Origin of the sequence: Marinobacter adhaerens HP15 (genome assembly GCF_000166295.1) — a bacterium.
Lineage (GTDB): Bacteria > Pseudomonadota > Gammaproteobacteria > Pseudomonadales > Oleiphilaceae > Marinobacter > Marinobacter adhaerens.
Genome location: NC_017506.1, coordinates 3898349 through 3921236, shown reverse-complemented (window position 1 = coordinate 3921236; position 22888 = coordinate 3898349). Strand labels below are relative to the sequence as shown.

The following is a 22888-nucleotide window of genomic DNA, read 5'->3' as shown; positions in this document are numbered from 1 at the left end:
TTATATGATCGCCGGGAACTCTCTGACATGCAGTACGTGGAATGCCCTCTCATTCTTTTTATCTTCAGCAAGACGAAGCCTCGCGTTTAAAAACCATTCTGGAAGGGACCGGCGCCGGAACCTGGGAATGGAACGTCCAGACGGGGGAGACGATTTTTAATGAGCGCTGGGCGGAAATCATCGGGTATTCGCTGGAAGAACTTCAACCGGTGTCCATTGACACCTGGATGAAGCACGCCCATCCGGACGATCTGGCTCTCTCAGAGCAGAAGTTAACGGCTCATTTCCGCGGCGACTCCGAGTATTACGAGTGTGAAGCCCGCATGCGTCATCGCGACGGCTATTGGGTTTGGGTCCGAGATTATGGTCGCCTCGTCAGTCGGACACTTGAAGGGGAGCCCGAGTGGATTTCCGGAACGCACATAGAGATCTCCAGCAGCAAGCAGTACGAACAGAGGCTGGAGCAAATCAAGGCTGAGCAACAGCAAACGATCCAGCGTTTTGAAAAAATGGCGTCGCTCTTGCCGGGAGTGGTGTTCCAGTTCGAGATCAGACCGGACGGAACCATGACGTTTCCCTATGCCAGTGCCGGAATTGAACGGGTCTATGGCGTGACGCCTGAGCAGGCGCTCGCCGATGGGACTATTGTGTTCCAGGCCATTCATCCAGAAGACCGCGGCTTTGTTGAACAGACCATTAACCACTCGAAGAAAAGCGGCGAAAACTGGATCTGTGAATATCGGGTTATAAACGAGGGCGTGGTCAGCTGGGTTCTGGGCCGTTCCAAACCGGAATTCAAGCCGGACGGTACGGTCATCTGGCACGGCGCGATCCTGGATATCACCTCCCAGAAAACGCTTGAAGAAGAGCTCCGACAGACATCAACCACTGACGATCTCACAGGTGCAGCCAATCGGCGTCGCTTCACCGAGGTGCTGTCTTGGGAGTTTGAGAGGCTGAAACGGAACGGCGCCGGCTATGCGGTCGTACTCTTCGATTTTGACTGGTTCAAGAGAGTGAATGATCATTACGGGCACCACGTTGGTGACCTTGTCCTGAGGGAGACTGCCCACCGCATCAAAAATGAACTGCGTACGGGCGACACGCTGGGGCGAATCGGTGGCGAGGAGTTTGCCGTGCTCTTGCCTCAGTGCGACGAGAACAGTGCCAGGCAATTTGCGGAACGCCTTCGCCGATCCGTTGAACAATTGCGGTTCATTGGCTTTGATGAACTGCGGGGCACCATAACCTGCGGCGTTGCCATTTCCGACCGGACTGACGAAAAACCCAGCCAGATTCTGGTACGTGCGGACCAGGCGATGTACCGGGGCAAGGCTCAAGGCCGCAATCAAGTGGTCGTGTTTGACTACAAAGATCAGGATTCCGGCTGAATTTCGGTATCCCCGCCATCAGACTGGTGTTGCTGGAACCACAGCCGGGCGTAATGCCCGTTCCGGGCCAACAAATCCTGATGGTGTCCGCTCTCCACGATTTTTCCGCCCTCCATCACAAGGATGCTGTCCGCATCCATAACAGTCGACAGCCTGTGGGCAATCACCAGTGTTGTCCGCCTCTGGCTAACTTCCTTGAGCGCCGTGAGGATGGCCTGCTCCGAAAGTGAATCCAGAGAGGATGTCGCCTCATCCAGGATCAGCAACGGCGGGTTCTTCAGGATCACCCGGGCAATGGCCACCCGTTGCTTTTCACCACCGGAGAGCTTCAGGCCCCGTTCGCCCACCTTCGTTTCGTAACCCTCCGGCAGGCTGTGGATAAAGTCTTCCAGGTGGGCCATTCGAGCTGCCCGGTACACCTCTTCTTCCGTGGCTTCCGGTCGGCCATAGGCCAGATTCCGGTAAAGGGTATCGTTGAACAGCACCGTATCCTGAGGCACCACACCAATCGCAGAGCGCAGGCTGTCCTGGGTCACCTGCCGAATGTCCTGACCGTCGATCCGTATGGCGCCCTGATCGACGTCGTAAAAGCGGAACAGCAGGCGGGCGAGGGTGGACTTGCCGGCGCCACTGGCTCCCACCACGGCAATCTTGTGGCCGGACGGGATGGAAAAATTCACATCCTTCAGAATCGGGCGGTCCGGGCGGTAGGCAAAGTGGATGTGGTCAAACTGCACTTCGCCTCTATCCACGGCCAGCTCGGTAGCATCCGGAGCATCTTCAATCGCCGGTTTGTCCCCCAGCAGTTTGAACAGGCGCTCGACATTCACCAGTGCCTGCCGGATTTCCCGGTAGACAAACCCCAGGGCGTTCAGGGGAATGAACAGCTGGAGCAGGTAGGCGTTGATCATGGTGAAGTCACCGAGGGTGATTTCACCACTGGCCACTTCCCGGACCGCCATGGCCATGATCACGATCATCGCCAGACCGATAATCAATGCCTGACCGGAGTTAAGCGCGGCCAGGGACAGGCGGTTTTTCAGACGGGCCTGTTCCCAGTCGTCCAGATCCCGATCATAGACCTCGGCCTCGTACCGCTCGTTATTGAAATATTTGACGGTTTCATAGTTCAACAGGCTGTCTATGGCCCGCGAGTTGGACTGGTTATCCCGGGCATTGGCTTCGCGCACGAATTTCGTCCGCCACTCAGTGATCTTGATGGAAAAGACCACATACACCACTACGGCCACCAGGATCGCCAGCACATAACCCACGTTGAACACCACGAAAAGAATGCCGGCGACCATCAGGATCTCCAGCAGGGTGGGCACAATGTTGAACAGGGTAAAACGCAGCAGGAAGCTGATGCCGTTGGTACCCCGCTCGATATCCCGGGCAAGGCCACCGGTCTTTCGATCCAGGTGGAAGGCCAGTTCGCGCTGGTGCAGGTGCTCGAACACTCGCAGGGACACCCGGCGCATGGCCCGTTCAGCTACCCGGGCAAATACCGCATCCCGAAGCTCATTGAACAGGGTGGCGCCAAACCGCAGTGTGCCGTAAGCCACCACAAGGATCACCGGGATCCAAAGCAGCATGTCCGCGCCGCGGTTCTGGTCGAGGTAGTCGACGATGTATTTCAGGGCAATGGGCGTGGCAACGGTCGCCAGTTTGGCCAACACCAGCAAAACCAGGGACAGGACTACCCGGCCGCGGAATTCGGCCAGATAGGGCCAGAGGCCTGAAATGATTTTCCAGTCCGGTTTATGATCTGCCGGGTAATCGTTGTCGGCGTATGCGCGCACAGGATTTCCTTTTTTACTTCAGAGTAGTCGAGCGCACGAGGCGGGATGGCCTGACAGGACACGCTTTAAATACGTCCCTGTACGCTCGGCGAAAGCCATCCATGGCTTTCGACGGTCCTGTCAGGCCATCCCGCCCCGCACGCTCTTACGTAGCTGTATGATAGGTCTTATTGCCAGTACAAACCGTATTGGAGTGGAGTCTATCGTAGCCATCAGGTTGGAGGCACATCATTAACACTCGTCACCGCAAGGCCCTGAAACTGGTCATCGACTTTATCAGCCCCTATCGGCGGGCTGTTGCCGGTGCCCTGGTGGCGCTGATTTTTACGGCCGGAATTACACTCGGGTTAGGACAGGGTCTACGTATTCTTGTCGATCAGGGATTAGCCACCGAGTCGCCGGAGAACCTGGCCAGGGCCATCGGTCTGTTTTTCATCCTGGTATTGGGGCTCGCATTTGGCTCGTTTGCCCGGTTCTATCTCGTTTCCTGGATCGGCGAACGGGTGGTGGCGGATATTCGCAAAAAAGTCTTCAACCACCTGATTGATCTTCATCCGGGCTTTTTCGAGCAGAACCGGGCCCTGGAAATCCAGTCCCGGTTCACTGCCGATACCACGGTTCTGCAGTCGGTGATTGGCTCCACGGTTTCCATTGCGCTGCGCAATGCCCTGATGCTGGTCGGGGGTTGCTGCTGCTGTTCATCACCAACGCCAAACTGGCGAGCATTATTCTGCTGGGCTTTCCCCTGGTGATCGCGCCTATTCTGTTCTATGGCCGGCGGGTGCGGGCTCTTTCCCGTTTAAGCCAGGACCGGGTTGCCGATGTCGGCAGCTACGTGGGCGAGAACCTTACCCAGATCAAGACCGTTCAGGCCTTCAACCATCAGCCCCACGACCGCAAGTATTTTTCCGAAGTGTCTGAACGGGCGTTCGAGATTGCCCGCCAGCGTATCCGTCAGCGCGCCTGGCTGACCACACTGGCCATCTCCCTGGTGATGGGCGCTGTGGGCATCGTCATCTGGATAGGGGGCCTGGACGTTATTCACGGCCGGATCAGCCCGGGTGAGCTGGCGGCCTTTGTCTTCTACAGTCTGCTGGTGGGTGTTGCTGCCGGCGCCATCAGCGAGGTCATCGGCGAGTTGCAGAGGGCTGCAGGCTCGGCGGCGCGGCTGTTTGAACTGTTACAGACTGAGCCGGCGTTTGAACGCAAAGCGTCGACACAGACACTCCCTGAACACGTTCAGGGGGCAATCCGGATTGAGCGGCTGAGCTTCAGTTACCCGGGGCGGCTGGAACAGCCCGCGCTGACAGATCTTTCGCTGGAGGTCAGGGCCGGCGAGACCCTGGCCCTGGTGGGGCCGTCCGGAGCCGGAAAATCCACGCTGTTCGATTTGCTGCTGCACTTCTATCAGCCGACAGAGGGCCGAATTCTGCTCGATGGCGTCGACACTGCCGATCTGTCTCTCGATGCGCTGCGCCGGTGTTTTTCCCTGGTGCCCCAGAATCCAGCCCTGTTCCATGGCACGGTGGCCGACAACATCCGTTACGCCCGGCCTGATGCCAGCCAGCAGGATGTCGAGCAGGCTGCGAAGGTCGCCCATGCCCATGATTTCATCCAGAGCCTGCCAAAGGGCTACGGGACGCCACTCGGGGATGCTGGCCTGGGCCTGTCCGGTGGCCAGAAGCAGCGTCTTGCCATCGCCCGGGCGCTTCTGGCCGATGCGCCAGTGCTGTTGCTGGATGAGGCCACCAGCGCACTGGACGCGGAGAGCGAGAACCTGATCCAGCAAGCGATGCCAGCTCTCACTGCCGGGCGTACCACCCTGGTGATTGCCCATCGACTGGCCACGGTCCGGGACGCGGACCGGATTGCGGTTATGGACCAGGGACGCCTGCTGGCGGTGGGCACCCATGATGAACTGATGCGCCATAACGCCCTCTATCAACGCCTGGCAAAACTGCAATTCCGGGACAATGCGGCCTGAGGGCGACAATAGTCGGTTTGTTTCCTGTGACCGTACTACTTACACTGTTAGGTGAAACTTTCGAACCTGAACCCAGGGAGAATGGCAAAGTGAGCAATAAAGAATTGCAGGCACTCAAAGAACGCTACGTTGCGGCGGGCGCGGCAAGTCCCAATGAACAGTTTGCCGACCATGCAACGAATGCAGAGCTGTGGGATGCAGACGGCAAGCGCATGATCGATTTCGCCGGCGGCATCGGCGTACTGAACATCGGCCATCGCCACCCGAAGGTGGTGGAAGCGGTCAAGGCACAGCTGGACAAGCTGATGCATACCTGCCAGACGGTTATGCCCTATGAGGGCTACGTGAAACTGGCGGAGAAGCTCAGCGGTGTGGTTCCTGTGCGTGGCCACGCCAAGGTAATGCTGGCCAACTCCGGTGCCGAGGCTCTGGAAAACGCCATGAAGATCGCCCGTGCAGCGACTGGCAAAACCAACGTCATCTGCTTCGACGGTGGTTATCACGGCCGGACCTTCTACACCATGGCCATGAACGGTAAGGCAGCGCCGTACCAGACGGATTTCGGCCCCATGCCCGGCACCGTTTATCGCGCGCCTTATCCGGTTCCGTACCACGGCGTCAGTGAAGATGAAGCACTGCGCGGCCTGAAAATGGCCATGAAAGCCGATTCCCCGGCCCACAACACCGCAGCGATCGTTATCGAGCCGGTGCTGGGTGAGGGCGGCTTCTACGCGGCTCCGACCAGCTTCCTCAAGGAAATCCGCAAGATCTGCGACGAGAACGATATCCTGATGATCGCAGACGAAGTGCAGAGCGGCTTTGGCCGGACCGGCAAGATGTTTGCCATCGAGCACAGTGGCGTTGAGCCGGATCTGATGACCATGGCCAAGAGTATGGCTGATGGCATGCCGATTTCCGCCATCGTCGGTACCGACAAGTACATGGACGCGTCCGGCCCGAACTCTCTGGGCGGCACCTACACGGGCAGCCCGACCGCCTGTGCAGCAGCCCTGGCCGTATTCGACGTGTTCAAGGAAGAGGACATCCTCGGCAAGTCCCAGGCGCTGGGCGAAAAACTGAAGCAGCGCTTCAGCCAGTGGCAGGAACAGTTTGCCCACGTCGACAATGTGCGCAACCTCGGTCCCATGGCTGCGTTTGAGCTGGTGGAAAGCAAGGAAAGCCGTACGCCCAAGCCGGAACTGGCAGCGGCGGTAACCAAGAAGGCGAAGGAGAAGGGTCTGATTCTCCTGAGCTGTGGTATGTACGGCAACACCTTGCGGTTCCTGATGCCGGTCACCATCGAAGACGAGGTGCTGGAAGAAGGGCTGGCGATTGTGGAAGAAAGCCTCAAGGAAGTGGGTGCCTGATCGGCGCTGACGTTCAAGAGGAAACAGAAAAGCCGGGCATAAGCCCGGTTTTTTTATGCCCGTTTGGAAAGCGTCTATTCAGTCAACCCGCCGCTTCTGTGTGCGGTGACGGCGGTTACGTCCACACTTGGATTCATCGTATACTGCCCAGACTACTCCGGCAGTGCCTTCCGGCCTGCTCCAGTTTCACCAATCAGGCTAGAACATGACGTCTCCGAGCTCCGCCAACGTTCCGGACCACAAGCCAAGGCCCTGGGTCGACTTGCTGGTCAGTATTATCATTCCATCCGTTATCCTGATGAAGTTCAGTGGCGAAGAACATCTGGGCAGCGTGAACGCACTGGTCATCGGCCTGGCGTTTCCACTGGGCTGGGGGTTGTTCGAACTGATCAAGTACCGCAAGAAAAACTTCATTGCGGTACTCGGTTTGGTCAGTGTCGGGCTGACAGGCGGCATTGGCCTGCTTGAGCTGGATGCGGGTTGGTTAGCCATCAAGGAAGCCGCGATTCCCGCGATTATAGGTCTGGCGGTACTGGCTTCCACACGAACCAAGTACCCTCTGGTACGCACCCTTCTGTATAACCCAAGTGTTCTGGATGTCGATAAGATCCATAAGACCCTTGAAGAACACAATCGGGTTGAGGAATTCGAGGCCCGCCTGCTCAAGGCGAGTTACTTCTTTGCGGGCACCTTCCTGTTTTCATCCATCATGAACTACGTGATTGCCAAATGGATCGTGGTAAGCCCGTCCGGTACTGAGGCGTTCAATGAAGAGCTTGGTCGGATGACCCTGGTGAGCTATCCCATGATCGCCATTCCTTCCATGATTATGATGATGCTGATCTTTTATTATCTCTGGCGCACCATCCGCCGGCTGACCGGGTACACGCTGGAAGAAGTGATGGCACCGCATCTGGCCGAGAAAGAGAGGGAGAGAAACGAATCGTCGGAATCGAGCACCGGTAAATAAAACCTCCGGTGGATCGTTGCCGCACGGGATCGAAAACAAAAAAAGCGGCGAAGGTTTGAAGCCTTCGCCGCTTTTTTTTGTGCCTTTTGGACGGTTGTGATCAGACGTCCAGGTTGGTCACTTCCAGGGCATTGGTCTGAATGAAGTTACGACGCGGTTCGACATCGTCGCCCATCAGGGTTGTGAAGATCTGGTCTGCCGCAATGGCGTCTTCGATCGTCACTTTCATCATGCGGCGGGTCTCCGGATCCATGGTGGTTTCCCACAACTGCTCTGGATTCATCTCGCCAAGACCCTTATAGCGCTGGATATTCAGACCGCGCTGGGCCTCTTTCATCAACCAGTCCAGGGCACCTTCGAACGACAGCACCGGCTGCTTACGCTCGCCACGTTGGATATAGGCGCCGTCTTCAATGAGGCCATCCAGAGTTTCACCCATGCGGGCGATCGCTGCGTACGAGGATGATTCAAAGAACTCATGGCTGAATACATGCTCGTAGGGAATGCCATGCACGTAGATGGTTACCTTCGGCAGATACAGCGCCCGCTCGGTATCCTTGGTGACCGAGAAGGTGTATTTGGTACCGGTGCGGGTATCCAGGTCCAGGCCATCGCCGAGACGCGCAACCCAGCGAGCCACGGAAGCTTCTTCCTTCAGATGCTCAGGCTTGAGCGTGACGTTCTGGAGCATCTGCTCCAGCACCTTGGCCGGGTAGGCCCGGGACAGTCGCCCAATCATGTTCATGACCGCCTGGTAGTCCTTGACCATGGTTTCCAGAGCGGAATCCTTGATCGCCGGGGCTTCCGGGTTCACATAGAGCTGGGCACCTTCCAGAGCGGTCTGGGTGAGGTAAGCTTCCTTGGCCTTCTCGTCCTTCAGGTACTGCTCCTGCTTGCCACGCTTGACCTTGTAAAGCGGCGGCATGGCGATAAAGACATGGCCACGCTCGATGATTTCGCGCATCTGACGGAACAGGAAGGTCAGCAGCAGTGTCCGGATGTGAGAACCGTCCACGTCCGCGTCGGTCATGATGATAATGGAGTGGTAACGCAGTTTATCGGGATTGAATTCTTCCCGGCCGATACCACAGCCCAGAGCCGTGATCAGGGTGCCCACTTCTGCAGAGGACAGCATCTTGTCAAAGCGGGCTTTTTCCACGTTCAGGATCTTACCTTTCAGCGGAAGGATTGCCTGGGTCTTGCGGTCACGGCCCTGTTTGGCGCTACCACCGGCCGAGTCACCCTCCACAATGTAAAGTTCGGAAAGGGCGGGGTCCTTCTCCTGGCAGTCGGCCAGTTTGCCGGGCAGACCGGCGATATCCAGGGCGCCTTTGCGGCGAGTCATGTCACGCGCCTTTCGAGCGGCTTCACGAGCCCTGGCGGCTTCCAGCATCTTGTTGACGATGAGCTTGGCTTCGTTCGGCTGCTCCTGCAGGTACTCCGCAAAACTCTGGTACAGCTCCTGCTCAACCGCGGTCTTCACCTCGGAGGAGACCAGCTTGTCCTTGGTCTGTGAGGAGAACTTCGGGTCCGGAACCTTGACGCTGATGATGGCAGTCAGGCCTTCCCGGGCATCGTCACCGGAGGTCGCAACTTTCGCCTTCTTGCCCAGACCTTCCTGCTCGATATAGTTATTGAGAGAACGGGTCAGGGCCGCCCGGAAGCCGGCCAGGTGTGTGCCGCCATCGCGCTGGGGGATGTTGTTGGTGAAGCAGTAGATGTTCTCCTGAAAAGCATCGTTCCACTGCATGGACACTTCCACCGCGATACCGTCTTCGCGCTCGCGATTAAAATGGAAAACGCGGTTGATCGGGGTCTTGTTGGAATTCAGATGCTCGACAAAGGCGCGCAGGCCACCTTCGTACTCGAAGACTTCTTCCTTGCCAGAACGCTCGTCGGTCAGACGAATGCGCACGCCACTGTTCAGGAACGCGAGTTCCCGCAGACGCTTGGCGAGAATGTCGTAGTGGAATTCAATGTGGGTAAAGGTTTCCGGCGAGGGAATGAAATGCACCTTGGTACCTGATGCGTCGGTCTCGCCGACGGCTGCCAGAGGTGCATTGGGAACACCGTGGGTATAGGTCTGCTCGTAAACCTTGTTGTCTCTACGAATGGTCAGGGTGAGGGTAGAGGACAATGCGTTCACGACCGAGACGCCCACGCCGTGAAGACCGCCGGACACCTTGTAGGAGTTATCGTCGAACTTACCGCCGGCGTGCAGCACGGTCATGATAACTTCCGCAGCCGAAACGCCTTCCTCTTCGTGGAGGTCCACCGGGATGCCACGTCCGTTGTCTTTCACGGTTACCGATTCGTCCGGGTGGATAATCACACCAATCTCTGAGCAGTAGCCCGCAAGCGCTTCGTCGATGGAGTTATCCACCAATTCAAAGACCATGTGGTGCAGGCCAGTGCCATCATCGGTATCCCCGATGTACATACCTGGCCGCTTTCGCACCGCATCCAGCCCTTTCAAGACTTTGATACTGGAGGAATTATAGTTCGATTCACTCATTCGGAAACTCCTGAAGCGTGATAGGCCGGAGCATTCTTTGCTCTTCGCACCGGTCTTATTCTTCCGTCAATTTGCCATGTTCCACGTGGAACAATCTGTAATCCGGTGCATTACCCTCGGGCCAGAGCTGATCCACCATGGGACGCTCAATAGACGTGATAAACACCTGACAACGTAATGCCTGTAACCTGATAGCCAGCATGGCGCGATGGCCCTCATCCAACTCGGCGTTAATATCGTCGAGCAAAAAGGTCACCTGCTTGCCCATGTCACTCAACACCATGCCTTGGGCAATCTTCATCAAAATCACCAGGGTTTTCTGCTGGCCCCGGGAGAACGTTTCGGCAACAGGCCTGCCCTGAAACTTCAACCGGATGTCTGCGCGATTCGGACCATATAATGTGTGCCCGACTTTTCGCTCCTGATCCCGATGGTCTACCAGTAATTCTGCCAGCGGCCGACTGACATCCCAGCCCGGGTAATACTCGAGCTTCAGACCTTCGGTCCAGGGTACCTCTACTTCCCGAACCAGCTTTTCAAAAGCCAACTTGAACCGGCCAAAGGTGCCGGCACGGGCCTCAGTAATGCGCTCACTCAGGGTAGCGTACTGATGATCCCAGACACGCATTAAAGCTTCGTCTAGTCTACCATTTCTCAGCGTTTGATTCCGCTGTGATGTCACTCTCTGGCATTGTTGCCAGAGAGATCCAAAGGAAGGTTCCACGTGGAACACTAACCAGTCCAGAAACTGACGCCGCTTCCCGGGTCCACCTGCCACGACATCAAAAACACCAGGATCGATCACCGATACCGGCAGATGCTTGGCGAGGGCAGAAAGACTCCTGACCGCCTCACCATCCACCCGTAACATCGTTTCCTTCTGACCCACATCCCGGGATATTCCCAGGCGATGCACCAGATCGGTCTCGCTGCCATGCCTGCGTGAGTCCAACCCATGATCGAGACCACCAAACACTGTCAGCCGTTGTTCGCCATGACTCACCACTGCCTGGTGTCTGTTCACCCGAAACGAACGGCCCAATCCCAGATAACCGATGGCTTCCAGCACGCTTGTTTTGCCGCTTCCATTTTCTCCGTAAAGCATATTAAACGACGACGAAAAGCTGACCGGCGCCGACGACAGGTTGCGGAAGTTCTCAGTCTGGAATTTTACAAGCGCCATAGAAAAGCAGACTCGAAGGGGATGAGGGCAGGAAACAACACAAAACCCTTTAACGAAAAAGGCAGCGTTACCTTCCCGTCGGTAACGCTGCCCTAGTGTACAAAAGCCAATCGCTCAAGGCGACAGCCTCAGTGGAGCATGTTCAACCGTTCGTCCATGAACACATCCATTTCTGGTGCAAGGATGTGAACATAGCGATCGAAATACAGGAACTGTTTCAGTAGCAAAGCAAATTCCCTTGGAAAATGCAGGCCATGGCTTTCGCCGATCTTAACCATATCCATCAGGATATGATTAACATCGTCTTCTGCCTGCTCCGCCTCATAGGGAACCTCGTCGGGCACCATTCGATCCATCTGCTGGTACAGCCGTCTCAAATCGCTGGCCAGATCATCTACCCGAACCGTCTGGCGGGTAATACCGATTCGGATCATCGCGTCGGCCATTCCCTCGAAATTCCCAACCATAACGGCTGAAATGAAATCGCTCACCGCCTGCCAGGTATCCGGCTTGATACGACCAACAATTCCGAAGTCGATAAAACCAACCCGACCGTCCTTGAGAACCATCAGGTTGCCGGCATGCACATCCGCGTGGAAAAACTCACATTGGGTCAGACTGGAGAACCAGGTGTTCATGGCCGTGATCAGGGTTCGCTCCGGATCACGGGCGTAACCGCGGATACTTTCCAGATCGGTCAGGGACACACCGTGGAACCGCTCCATGGTCAGGATCCGCCGGGTGCTGCAGTGTTCGAACACCCTCGGTACTGCCGCATCTTCATTATGGGTATCATGCAGAAAATCCCGGAACACCTTCAGGTTGTTCGCTTCCTTGATGAAATCGCACTCTTCCATCATGGTCCGCTGGATTTCCTCGACGATACCGGACATGGAGGTCCAGGACAGTTTCGGTGCCAGAGTTTCCAGAATACGGGCAGACAGGTACAGGAAGTTCAGATCGGTTAAGAGAATGTTTTCCACACCCGGCTTCTGAACCTTGATCACCACTTCTTCACCGGATACCAGACGCGCGGCGTGAACCTGGGCAATCGATGCCGACGCCAGGGCCACCGGATCGATTTCCGAATAGACTTCCTCCAGGGGCCGACCAAGCTCTTCCCGGATAATTCTCTTGATCACACCAAAGGGCAGGTTGGGTGTTCTGTCCAGGCAGTGCTGGAACTCCTCGACATACTCCTTAGGGAAAAACGTCGGGGAGCTGGCAATGAACTGTCCCAGTTTGATGTAGGTTGCACCGAGGGATTCAAACGTCTGCCTCAGCAAGCGCGGCGTTGGAGGGCGATCCCCCCGAAGCCAGTTGATCCCGGTGCGCCCGAGTACCGACACAGTCTGGCCAATCCTGAAGGCGCCTTTGATTCCATTCGTTACGGTACTCATCAATCTCATCTCCTCCTACAGCCTCATGGGCATGACAACATAGAGGCAACGGTTATCGTTTTGCGCCTCTATCAACGCACTGCTGTTCGGATTCGACAGGGTTATTTTTACCTGGTCCTCATCCAGCGCGTTCATGACATCCACCAGATAGCCTACATTAAAACCGATTTGCAGGGATTCGCCCTGATAGTCCACCGGCAGCGCGTCTTCGGCCTGTTCCTGATCCGGGTTGTTGGCAAATACCTGGAGTTCATTGGATGCCAGGTTCAAGCGCACGCCGCGGATGTTCTCGTGGGACAGGATGCCCGCCCGTTGCAGGGTATTCTTTAAGGTGGCGCGGTCCGCCAGGACGATCTTGTCGCCCCCGCGCGGAATTACGCGATTGTAGTCGGGAAATTTGCCTTCAATCAGTTTCGAGGTGAAGGTATAAGACCCCACCGTCGCTCGCAGGTGGTTATCGCCAATAACCAGGGTCACCGGTGTTTCCACATCATCGAGCAACCGGGCCAGTTCCAGTACCCCTTTGCGCGGAACAATAACCTGACGCAGCTCCGGGCAGTTGGTGGCCAGTTCCAGGTGTGCCATGGCCAGTCGATGGCCGTCGGTAGCTACCGTCCGCACATGGTCCTTGTCCACTTCCAGCAACAGTCCATTCAGGTAGTAGCGCACGTCCTGCTGAGCCATGGCGAACGCCGTGGCATCAAGCATTCGGCCGAGTTCTTTCTGGGGCAATTCCAGACGGAAGCTCTCGTCTTCGTCTTCCACGTTCGGAAAGTGCTCCGCCGGCAGGGTCGACAGGGTAAAGTGGCTGGCGCCACACCGCAGGTGCAACCGATCGCCTTCAAGCGACAGCTCCATCGGCGCCTCGTCACCAAGGGCCCGGGAGATATCGGACAGCTTGCGGGCCGGAACGGTAATCCGGCCGGGCTGATCTACATGCACCGGTGTTACCCGCGCCACCAGTTCCACTTCCATATTGGTACCGGTCAGGGTCAGGGTATTGTCCTCGGCCACCAGCAAGACGTTGGAGAGCACGGGCATGGTCTGTTTCTTTTCCACCACGCCAGCAATGCTTTGCAGCGGGGTAAGCAGGGATTCACGGCTGATCGTCAGTTTCATGGCACTCAGCTTTCTTTATGTTGGAAGGGTGAATGTTGTTCGCCAACGCCCGGCATCAGGTGGTCAGCAGTCTCATAAAATTCTGATAATCCTCGCGGATGCCCGGATCAGTCTCCTGCAACTCCACGATTTTCTTGCACGCATGCAATACGGTGGTGTGGTCACGCCCGCCAAAGGCATCACCAATCTCCGGCAAGCTGTGATTGGTCAGCTCCTTCGACAACGCCATGGCGACCTGTCTTGGCCGGGTCACCGTTCGAGTCCGGCGCTTGGAGAGAAGGTCGGCCACCTTGATCTTGTAATATTCCGCCACCGTGCGCTGAATGTTGTCGATGCTCACCTGTTTCTCGTGCAGCGCCAACAGGTCTTTCAGGCTCTCCCGGATAAACGGAGGCGTGATTTCAGAGCCAGTGAAGTGAGCATTCGCTATCACCAGACGAAGCGCGCCTTCGAGCTCCCGAACGTTTGAACGAATCTTCTGGGCAATAAAAAAGGCCGCTTCGCTGCTGAGCTTCACGTTGGCCTGATCAGCCTTTTTCATCAAAATGGCAACCCGCGTTTCCAGTTCCGGCGGCTCTACCATCACCGTCAGGCCCCAGCCAAACCGCGATTTGAGTCGCTCTTCCATATCCACAATTTCTTTCGGAAACCGATCGCAGGTAACAATTACCTGCTGCCCGCCTTCCAACAACGCATTAAAGGTATGAAAGAACTCTTCCTGGGAACGCTCCTTGCGGGCGAAGAACTGGATATCATCAATCAACAGCGCGTCCACTGAACGGTAATAGCGCTTGAACTCGTTGATGGCGTTGAGCTGCAATGCCTTCACCATATCGGCAACAAAACGCTCCGAACGGAGATAGGCCACCTTCGCCTTGGGGTTACGACGGACAATTTCGTTTCCGATCGCATGCATAAGGTGTGTTTTACCAAGACCAACACCGCCATACAAAAACAGAGGGTTGTAGGCTCCACCCGGATTCTCGGCCACCTGCATGGATGCGGCACGGGCCAGCTGGTTGGATTTGCCTTCCACAAAGGTTTCGAAGGTGAACCCCTCGTTGAGGAAGCTTTGGTGTTTGATGTCACCTTCAACCTGAACCGGACGCCGCTGGGTGTCACTCTTCGGGCGCACGGATGGTGTGGATGCAACGGTGGCGGCCACGCCTTTTTCTTCTTCGGTTACCCGGCTGCCGGCCTCTTCCTGAACCTGACCGTTGACGCGGGCAGGTGCTTCCGACCGTTTGACCGGTTCGCCTTCACGGGGTGCAGAACCCACTTTCATATTGACCCGGGGCGCCTGCCCACCGTTCAGATCCTTAAGCACCTCTTCGATACGTCGCAGGTACTTTTCGTTTACCCAATCCATGACAAAACGGTTTGGGGCGAACAGCATCAGCTGCCCCTCCCGGTGATCGGACTGCAGGGGCCTGAGCCAGGTATTGAACTGTTGTGCGGGAAACTCGTCCCGGAGTACTTCAAGACATTGATGCCACATACTGTTTGGCACGACAGCCTGCTCCCGATAACCCTGAAATGTCTCTGAACGGACAAGGGACTTCCTGTCCTGTGAGATGACCCCGAATTCTAACCCGACCGGCCCTCCAGTGAAAGGGCTAAAGCCAGTTCATGAACAGCCTGTGGAAATTTATTTCTTTATATTTCAATTTTTTACGAACTTACCTACAACCTTGTGTACAGAAAATTCCTACAATGAAAGTTACCCACAGCCCTGTGTGTACAGCCCGGGTTTAACCCTGTTAGGAACCACGGGATGCAACCGGGGATAACTTTGCACCTCCCTTCGAAAACGACTTACCCACATTTCACCCTGCCATCGTCCACAGATCTCAGGGCGCCTTATCAATACCCTTATAAACCGCCCAACGAACTGTTTTTCTGATCTTTTCTTCGCTTATCCACAGAAACCTGCGGTACTAATAACAGTAATAATTAATCCTTAAAAGAATTCTAAAAAGACTTACTGAATTTATTAGCTGACCTGGCTGATTCCGAATTTCGGGCATGCGCATAACCCCCTAGCAATAAGCATTGAATTCCCCCCGGTATTTGAATAGAATGCCGCTCCTGTTTTGGCTGTTCATTTTCCAGCCAGTTACTGAATTTCCAACTTACGAATTGTGAGATCATCACCATGAAAAGAACGTTTCAACCAAGCGTCCTGAAGCGTAAGCGCGTTCACGGTTTCCGTGCCCGTATGGCCACTGCCAACGGTCGCAAGGTTATTTCCCGTCGTCGTGCCAAGGGCCGCGCACGTCTGTCCGCGTAAGCTCTGATTGCCTCATGAAGGCTTTGAGTTTCCCGAAATCACATCGTCTCTTGCGACCTGCTGATTACGGCAAAGTCTTCAACGACGTGCAGCTGAAAGTTCCGCACCGGAATTTTCTGATCCTGGCTACACCGAATAATCTCGGTCACGCCAGGATTGGTTTGATCTTCTCGAAGAAAAACCTGAAGCTTGCAGTCCAGAGAAACCGGGTAAAGCGCCAGGTCAGGGAAAGTTTTCGTCACCAGACGGACCTGCCCGGCCTGGATCTTGTGATTCTGGGACGCCAGGGGCTGGTTTCCCTGGACAACCACTCGGTTCGGGCATCCATGGATGACCTCTGGCGACGTCTCAGGAAAAAGTACGCTCAATCTCAGCCATCCCGGGCAGCACCATCGGAATCTGCCAATCGAGGAACGGGTTAATGCGCAAGCTTCTGCTTCTGCCCATCCGCTTCTACCAGTATGCAATCAGCCCGCTGATGGCCAGTCACTGCCGCCACTACCCCACCTGCTCACAATACGCCGTTGAAGCCATTAACCACCATGGCGCGCTTAAAGGATTATTTCTCGCAATCCGGCGTTTGTTAAGGTGTCATCCTTGGGCGGAAGGCGGTTATGATCCTGTACCGGGAACGGCAGAACCCCGGGCTCCGGAAACCGCAACAGCCTGCGTACACGCTGATCACTCCCATACAACAACCCAGACCAGACAGTAACTCTATGGATATTCAACGCATCGTATTATTTGCCGGCCTGGCTATTGTCAGTTATCTGATGGTGCTTGCCTGGAATGAGGACTACCATCAGCCGCCCGAGACGGCTCAGGTCGCTGAATCCCAGCCTTCGCAAACCGCTGGCAACATGGGCAATTCCGACAATATGGTGCTTCCGGAGGACAGCTCCGCTCAGGTTGATGGTGATGGCGAGTTCACCACTCCGGAGACTGGTCAGGCTGTCATCAGCTCAACCGAAACCACCACCGCGGTCAGCGATCAGTTCATCACAGTTCGCACCGATGTCTACGATCTGCAGATCGATCGGGTCAGCGGTAACCTGGTAAAAGCACGGCTGCTTGATTACGACGATACCCTGAACAGCGAAAAGCCGTTGACGCTCCTGAACAACACGCAGAATCGCCTGTACGTTCTGGAAAGTGGGCTGATTGGTCGTGATGGCCCGGATAGTCGCAAAAACGGTTCGGCTCCGGTCTACAGTGCTGACGCTGCAAGCTATGAACTGGCGGAAGGCGACAACCAGCTTCAGGTAGATCTGACTTACACCTCTGATAATGGCGTCCAGATCACCAAGCGTTATGAATTTGAACGCAACAGCTACGAAATTAGCGTCAAATATCTGGTTGAAAACCAGTCGAGTGAAGAATGGCAGGCCAATTTCACCGGCAAGATCGTCCGGGATCAGTCCCCGGACCCGACCTCCCAGACCAGCATGGGTATCCAGGCCTTCCTGGGTCTGGTCATCAGCTCTCCGGAAGATCCCTACGAGAAGTTTGATTTCGGAGACCTACAGGAAAACCAGATCAATCAGTCGGTTACCAACGGCTGGCTGGCCTTCCTGCAGCACTACTTCCTGTCGGCATGGGTACCGGAGCGCGATATTCCCGCCCAGTACCAGACCACGCGCCGTGGCCCGAACTATGTAATGGGCTTTGTTTATCCGGCTACCAGTGTGGCGCCGGGCGAAACCGCAGAGATCGGTGCCCGGGCCTACGTTGGGCCGAAGATTATTGAGCGCCTTGAAGGCATGGCTCCGAACCTCGACCGTACCGTTGATTTCGGCTGGTTGTTCTTCATTTCGCTGCCGCTGTTCATCATTCTGGACTGGTTTCATAGCCTGGTTGGCAACTGGGGCGTGTCCATCATCCTGCTGACGGTTCTGGTCAAGGCGGTGTTTTTCCATCTGTCCGCTACCAGCTACAAGTCCATGGCCAAGATGCGGGCCGTTGCGCCCCAGCTGACCCGGCTGAAAGAACTGTACGGAGACGACCGGCAGCGCATGTCCCAGGAAATGATGGCGTTGTACAAGAGGGAGAAGATCAATCCGCTGGGTGGCTGTCTGCCCATACTGGTGCAGATGCCGGTGTTCATCTCCCTGTACTGGGTTCTGTTCGAGAGTGTTCAGCTTCGCCACGCGCCATTCATGCTGTGGATTCAGGATCTGTCGGTCATGGACCCGTACTTCATCCTGCCGATTCTGATGGGTGCCAGCATGTTCCTTCAGATGAGTCTGAACCCGACGCCGCCGGATCCGATGCAGGCCAAGATCATGAAGATGATGCCGTTGATCTTTACGGTCTTCTTCCTGTGGTTCCCGGCAGGTCTGGTTCTGTACTGGCTGGTGAACAATATTCTGTCCATTGCCCAGCAGTGGTACATTACCCGCAAGATCGAAGCAGAAATGGCCGGCAAGAAGCACTGACCGGTGCCCGAACCGACCCGGCAAAGGCTCCTGTATGGAGCCTTTGTTGTTTTCAGCCTGTGGAAAAAGCATGAGCCAGAGTTCTGACACCATCGCAGCCATCGCCACCGCACCGGGACAGGCCGGAGTTGGCATTGTTCGTATCTCTGGGCCCAAGTCCCTCGCCATTGCAAAAAAGATGCTGGGGTTTGAGCCGAAACCGCGATACGCCCATTACGGCCCCTTCCATGACAGCCATGGCGAGTTAATAGACGAGGGCATCGGCCTGTTTTTCCCCAACCCCCACTCGTTCACCGGCGAAGATGTGTTCGAGCTTCAGGGGCACGGTGGTACGGTGATTCTCGATCTTCTGCTCCGTGAGGTGTGCGGCCAGGGTGCAAGGCTCGCCCGGCCCGGCGAGTTTTCCGAGCGGGCGTTTCTGAACGACAAACTGGACCTGGCCCAGGCCGAAGCGATTGCCGACCTGATTGAAAGCAGTTCGGAACAGGCGGCCCGCTGCGCGGTTCGTTCGATGCAGGGTGTGTTCTCCAGGCAGATCGAGGATCTGGTGGACGCGGTCACTCATCTACGGATCTACGTGGAGGCGGCGATCGATTTTCCAGAGGAGGAAATCGACTTCCTGGCCGACGGCAAGGTAGCCAGTGACCTTCAAAACCTCCTGGAGCGGCTCGGGAAAATCCTGGCCGAAGCCCAGCAGGGAACGATTCTTCGTGACGGCATGAAAGTGGTGATCGGCGGAAGGCCTAATGCCGGCAAGTCGAGTCTCCTCAATGCCCTGGCCGGTCGCGAAGCGGCCATTGTTACGGCGATTGAGGGCACAACCCGTGATGTTCTGCGGGAGCATATCCACATCGATGGGATGCCCCTGCACATTATTGATACCGCCGGCCTGCGGGACAGCCCGGACGAAGTGGAACAGATCGGTATTGCCCGGGCCTGGGAGGAAATCCGTCAGGCCGATCGCATTCTTCTGATGGTGGATGCGACTACCACCGAGAAGACCAGTCCCCATGAAATCTGGCCGGATTTCATCGACCAGCTACCGGCCAACGCCCCGGTGACGGTGATACGGAATAAAGTGGACCTCTCTGGTGAAACGGTCGGTATCAGTGCCGAAGACCACCAGAGCGCGCCGGTGATCCGTTTGGCAGCAAAGTCTGCGGAAGGCCTGGAGATCCTCCGGGACCATCTCAAACAATGCATGGGGTTTGCCAGCACCACAGAAGGTGGTTTCCTCGCCCGGCGCCGCCATCTTGATGCTCTGGAGCGCGCCCAGGCCCTGCTGATCCAGGGCCAGAGCCAGCTGGAGGGTTTCGGTGCCGGCGAGCTTCTGGCTGAAGACCTGCGTGCCGCCCAGGATAGCCTGGGCGAGATCACCGGGCATCTGACGCCTGATGAGTTACTGGGCAAGATCTTCAGCAGCTTCTGTATCGGTAAATAGCGCTAACCGGTCTTCCGGCGTTCCTCGGAGGTAACTGGCATCAATGCCTCAGTGCTGGTGCGGTTGCCCAGGAAATCCGGGCGCGGTTTGTTGCCGCAGAATGGGGCCTGGAGCTGGTTTTCCACACTGTTATAGACGAAAAACAGGTTGCTGCGCGGCCAGGGCGACATATTGGCATTGGAGGCGTGGAGCGTGTTGCACTCGAAGATGATCAGCGAGCCGGCAGGGCCGGTTGGCGCTTTGATACCGTAGTCATCCGCCATGGCTGCCAGGTCCCGATTGTTGGGAACACCCAGTTCCTGTTTTTTCAGCGACGACTGGTAGTTGTCCTCCGGTGTGCGGCCAACGCAGGGCACAAAGGTCTTGTGGGAACCGGGAATGAGCATCAGGGGGCCGTTGAAAGGCGTGTTGTCGGTGAGGGCGATGGAAAAGCTGACTGCCCGCATCCGTGGCATGCCGTCCTCGGCGTGCCAGGTTTCAAAATCCGAGTGCCAGTCAAAACCCTTGCCGTGGAAACCGGGTTTGAAGTTGATCCGGGACTGGTGGATGTAGGCTTCACTGCCCAGAAGCTGACGCACCATGGCCAGAATCCTGGGATCCCGGGTCAACCGGTCGAATCGGTCCGACAGTTCGTGAATGCCAAAAATCGAGCGGATTCCCTGCTTGCCGGGTTCTGTAATGGTGCCTTCTGAGCGCAGAATGCTTTCATCGTCCTCATAGCCCCGCAAATCCTCCCGGAACTGGCGCACCGTGGCCTGGTCGAGAAAACTGTCGAAGACCAGAAAACCGTCGCGCTCGTACTGTGCCAGCTCAGTCTCACTCAGTGGTCCGTCGGAACGGTCCGAGCCGCTGCTGTGCACCACGGGATCCTGTCGTTCAAAGCTTTTGGTGGGGCGTTCCAGGCGGGTGGGATAAAAGTCGTCAGTACGAGTCTCCATATTCGAACCTCCTTACTTTTATTCGAGAGATCAGAACATTTCTATTTAATTCAGTGAGTTAATAACTCCAATGCGGAAATGCACCTGGTAGATGGGTTCAGGCGGACGTATTTCAAGGGCAAAAAAACCGGGCCGAGGCCCGGGGATAAGGTGTATCGGATACTCTACCCGGTGAAGGCCAGATCTTCGGCGTCGAGCTGCATCAGGTTTTTGCTGGGGCTGAGCATGCTGGTGGCGTGGCTCTGGGCCCGGGGCAGCAAACGTTCAAAATAGAACTCGGTGGTGGCGAGCTTGGCCTGGTAAAAGCCGGTGGATTCCTCACCACCGTTATCGAGTTTATCCACAGCCACCGCAGCCTGACGCAGCCAGATATAGGCCATGGTGACGTAGCCGCTATACATCAGAAAATCGTAGGATGCGGAACTCACCACATCGCGATCCTTGCGCGCCGCGAGCATGATACGGACGGTCAGCAGATTCCATTGCCCGGTCAGCTTGAGCAGTTCCAGAGCCCAGGGCCGTAGCCGTTTATCGGTGAGATGCTTACGGGCAAAATTGGCAATGTTCAGGGTGAACTCGCGCACCGCGCCGCCCTGGGTCATCAGCAATACTTTTCGTCCCAGAAGGTCCAGCGCCTGGATACCGGTAGTGCCCTCGTACAGGGTGGCGATGCGGGTATCCCTGACAATCTGCTCCATGCCGTGTTCGCGGATGTAACCGTGGCCGCCAAAGACCTGTACCCCCAGGTTGGCGGCTTCGCAACCGAGTTCGGTGAGAAAGCCCTTCAGTATCGGTGTAAGGAAGCCGAGCTTGTCGTCGTATTTGTCGGCCTTTTTCTCGTCGCCTTCGGTGAATCCTTCTACCATATGGTCGGCCAGGCGGGCCGCGTAATACAGCATGGCCCGACCGCCTTCGGCGATGGCCTTCTGGGTCAGTAACATCCGGCGCACATCAGCATGATGGATCAGGCTGTCGGCGACCTGGTCCGGCTCTTTCTTGCCTGAGAGTGCCCGCATGGAGCGCCGATCTTTTGCATAGGCCAACGCCCACTGATAGGACAGCTCCGCCGGCCCGACGCCCTGAATGGCGGTGCCGATACGGGCGGTGTTCATGAAAGTGAACATGCAATTGAGGCCGTCATTCTCGGGGCCAATGAGAAAACCGGTTGCGCCATCGAAATTCAGTACACAGGTGGCCGAGGCCTTGATGCCCATTTTCTTTTCCAGGCTGCCGCAGACCACACCATTGCGCTCACCGACATCGCCGTTACTGTCGGGCAGGAACTTGGGTACGATAAAAAGGCTGATACCCCGGGTGCCCTTGGGGGCGTCGGGCAGACGGGCCAGTACAATGTGGACAATGTTCTCGGTCAGGTCGTGGTCGCCAGAGGAGATGAAGATCTTGGTTCCGGTAAGCCGGTAGCTGCCGTCGGCCTGGGGTTCGGCTTTGGTCTTTACCTGGCCCAGATCGGTGCCACACTGGGGTTCGGTCAGGCACATGGTGCCGGCCCAGCGGCCCTCCGTCAGTGGCGCAAGGTAGGTCTGTTTCTGGTCTTCCGTACCATGAAGGAAAATCGTGTTCATGGCCCCCAGGGACAGCCCCGGATACATGGAGAAAGGCCAGTTGGCGGTACCCATCATTTCCTGTTTCAGCAGTCCCATGGACGCGGGAAGGCCCTGGCCGCCGTATTCCTCGGGCGCTGAGAGTCCCTGCCAGCCCCCCATGGCGTATTGCTGGTAGGCGTCCCGGTAACCGGCGGGTGTGGTGACTTCACCGTTGTCCAGTTTGCAGCCTTCTTCGTCGCCAGAGAGGTAAAGTGGGCTCAGCACCTCTTCACAAAACTTTCCGCATTCGCCGAGTATCGCGTCCACGATATCGGGCGTGGCGTTTTCACCGCTGGTCAGGGTGGCGTAATGACCCGGGTAATCGAACACCTCGTTCAGCAGGAATTTCATGTCGCGCAGGGGTGCTTTGTAAACCGGCATAGCGGAATCCTCTGTGTCTTTCTCAACAATCTTGGGTGGGCAACCACCGTTCGTTGCCTTGTGTTTTA

Annotated in this window: 16 protein-coding genes and 1 pseudogene; 9 read left to right on the top strand and 8 right to left on the bottom strand. The window is 56.5% G+C overall.

Going from position 1 to position 22888, the window contains the following annotated elements; all coding sequences use genetic code 11:
- The first annotated feature begins 41 nt into the window (after positions 1-41).
- On the top strand, positions 42-1391 hold the full coding sequence (locus HP15_RS18350) for a sensor domain-containing diguanylate cyclase (protein WP_014578843.1): 1350 nt from the start codon (positions 42-44) through the stop codon (positions 1389-1391).
- On the opposite strand, the gene HP15_RS18345 is transcribed toward HP15_RS18350, so the two are convergent.
- Positions 1376-3193, bottom strand: a complete 1818-nt coding sequence (locus HP15_RS18345; protein ID WP_008176603.1) for an ABCB family ABC transporter ATP-binding protein/permease — start codon at positions 3191-3193, stop codon at positions 1376-1378. The two genes, HP15_RS18350 and HP15_RS18345, sit on opposite strands and share 16 nt — an antisense overlap.
- Before the next feature lie 254 nt (positions 3194-3447).
- Between HP15_RS18345 and HP15_RS18340 the strand changes: the two are divergent.
- From HP15_RS18340 to HP15_RS18330, 3 genes and pseudogenes are all read left to right on the top strand, one after another.
- A pseudogene (locus tag HP15_RS18340) lies at positions 3448-5177 on the top strand (ABC transporter transmembrane domain-containing protein).
- 89 nt (positions 5178-5266) lie between these two features.
- On the top strand, positions 5267-6544 hold the full coding sequence (gene gabT / locus HP15_RS18335) for a 4-aminobutyrate--2-oxoglutarate transaminase (protein WP_014578841.1): 1278 nt from the start codon (positions 5267-5269) through the stop codon (positions 6542-6544).
- A gap of 205 nt (positions 6545-6749) precedes the next feature.
- Positions 6750-7514 (top strand): VC0807 family protein, encoded by a 765-nt coding sequence (locus tag HP15_RS18330; protein WP_008176596.1) that lies wholly within the window; start codon positions 6750-6752, stop codon positions 7512-7514.
- A 100-nt stretch (positions 7515-7614) separates the two neighbouring features.
- On the opposite strand, the gene gyrB is transcribed toward HP15_RS18330, so the two are convergent.
- From gyrB to dnaA, 5 genes are all read right to left on the bottom strand, one after another.
- Entirely contained in the window at positions 7615-10029 is a 2415-nt protein-coding gene (gene gyrB, locus HP15_RS18325) for a DNA topoisomerase (ATP-hydrolyzing) subunit B (RefSeq protein ID WP_008172535.1), read from the bottom strand.
- A gap of 55 nt (positions 10030-10084) precedes the next feature.
- On the bottom strand, positions 10085-11212 hold the full coding sequence (recF, locus tag HP15_RS18320) for a DNA replication/repair protein RecF (protein ID WP_014578839.1): 1128 nt from the start codon (positions 11210-11212) through the stop codon (positions 10085-10087).
- 128 nt (positions 11213-11340) lie between these two features.
- Positions 11341-12612: an ABC1 kinase family protein gene (locus HP15_RS18315; RefSeq protein WP_041645856.1), complete on the bottom strand. Its 1272-nt coding sequence runs from the start codon at positions 12610-12612 to the stop codon at positions 11341-11343.
- A gap of 15 nt (positions 12613-12627) precedes the next feature.
- A complete protein-coding gene (dnaN, locus tag HP15_RS18310; RefSeq protein WP_008172539.1) occupies positions 12628-13731 on the bottom strand; it encodes a DNA polymerase III subunit beta in 1104 nt (367 codons plus the stop codon).
- Between the two features lie 55 nt (positions 13732-13786).
- A complete protein-coding gene (dnaA, locus tag HP15_RS18305) occupies positions 13787-15229 on the bottom strand; it encodes a chromosomal replication initiator protein DnaA (RefSeq protein ID WP_014578837.1) in 1443 nt (480 codons plus the stop codon).
- A gap of 657 nt (positions 15230-15886) precedes the next feature.
- Here dnaA and rpmH point away from each other — a divergent pair.
- The 5 genes from rpmH (at position 15887) to mnmE (ending at position 19897) form a co-directional block, all read left to right on the top strand.
- On the top strand, positions 15887-16021 hold the full coding sequence (rpmH, locus tag HP15_RS22035) for a 50S ribosomal protein L34 (RefSeq protein WP_008172542.1): 135 nt from the start codon (positions 15887-15889) through the stop codon (positions 16019-16021).
- Between the two features lie 14 nt (positions 16022-16035).
- Positions 16036-16443, top strand: a complete 408-nt coding sequence (rnpA, locus tag HP15_RS22030; protein ID WP_014578836.1) for a ribonuclease P protein component — start codon at positions 16036-16038, stop codon at positions 16441-16443.
- A complete protein-coding gene (gene yidD, locus HP15_RS22025; RefSeq protein WP_008172546.1) occupies positions 16443-16736 on the top strand; it encodes a membrane protein insertion efficiency factor YidD in 294 nt (97 codons plus the stop codon). Before rnpA ends, yidD begins: the two co-directional genes overlap by 1 nt.
- Before the next feature lie 4 nt (positions 16737-16740).
- Positions 16741-18456 (top strand): membrane protein insertase YidC, encoded by a 1716-nt coding sequence (yidC, locus tag HP15_RS18295; protein ID WP_014578835.1) that lies wholly within the window; start codon positions 16741-16743, stop codon positions 18454-18456.
- A gap of 70 nt (positions 18457-18526) precedes the next feature.
- A complete protein-coding gene (gene mnmE / locus HP15_RS18290; RefSeq protein ID WP_041645852.1) occupies positions 18527-19897 on the top strand; it encodes a tRNA uridine-5-carboxymethylaminomethyl(34) synthesis GTPase MnmE in 1371 nt (456 codons plus the stop codon).
- 2 nt (positions 19898-19899) lie between these two features.
- On the opposite strand, the gene thpD is transcribed toward mnmE, so the two are convergent.
- A complete protein-coding gene (gene thpD / locus HP15_RS18285) occupies positions 19900-20835 on the bottom strand; it encodes an ectoine hydroxylase (protein ID WP_014578833.1) in 936 nt (311 codons plus the stop codon).
- Positions 20836-20999: 164 nt separating this feature from the next.
- Positions 21000-22820 carry an acyl-CoA dehydrogenase C-terminal domain-containing protein gene (locus tag HP15_RS18280; protein ID WP_041645850.1) on the bottom strand — a complete coding sequence of 607 codons (1821 nt, stop codon included), beginning with the start codon at positions 22818-22820 and terminating at the stop codon, positions 21000-21002.
- Positions 22821-22888: the final 68 nt, after the last annotated feature.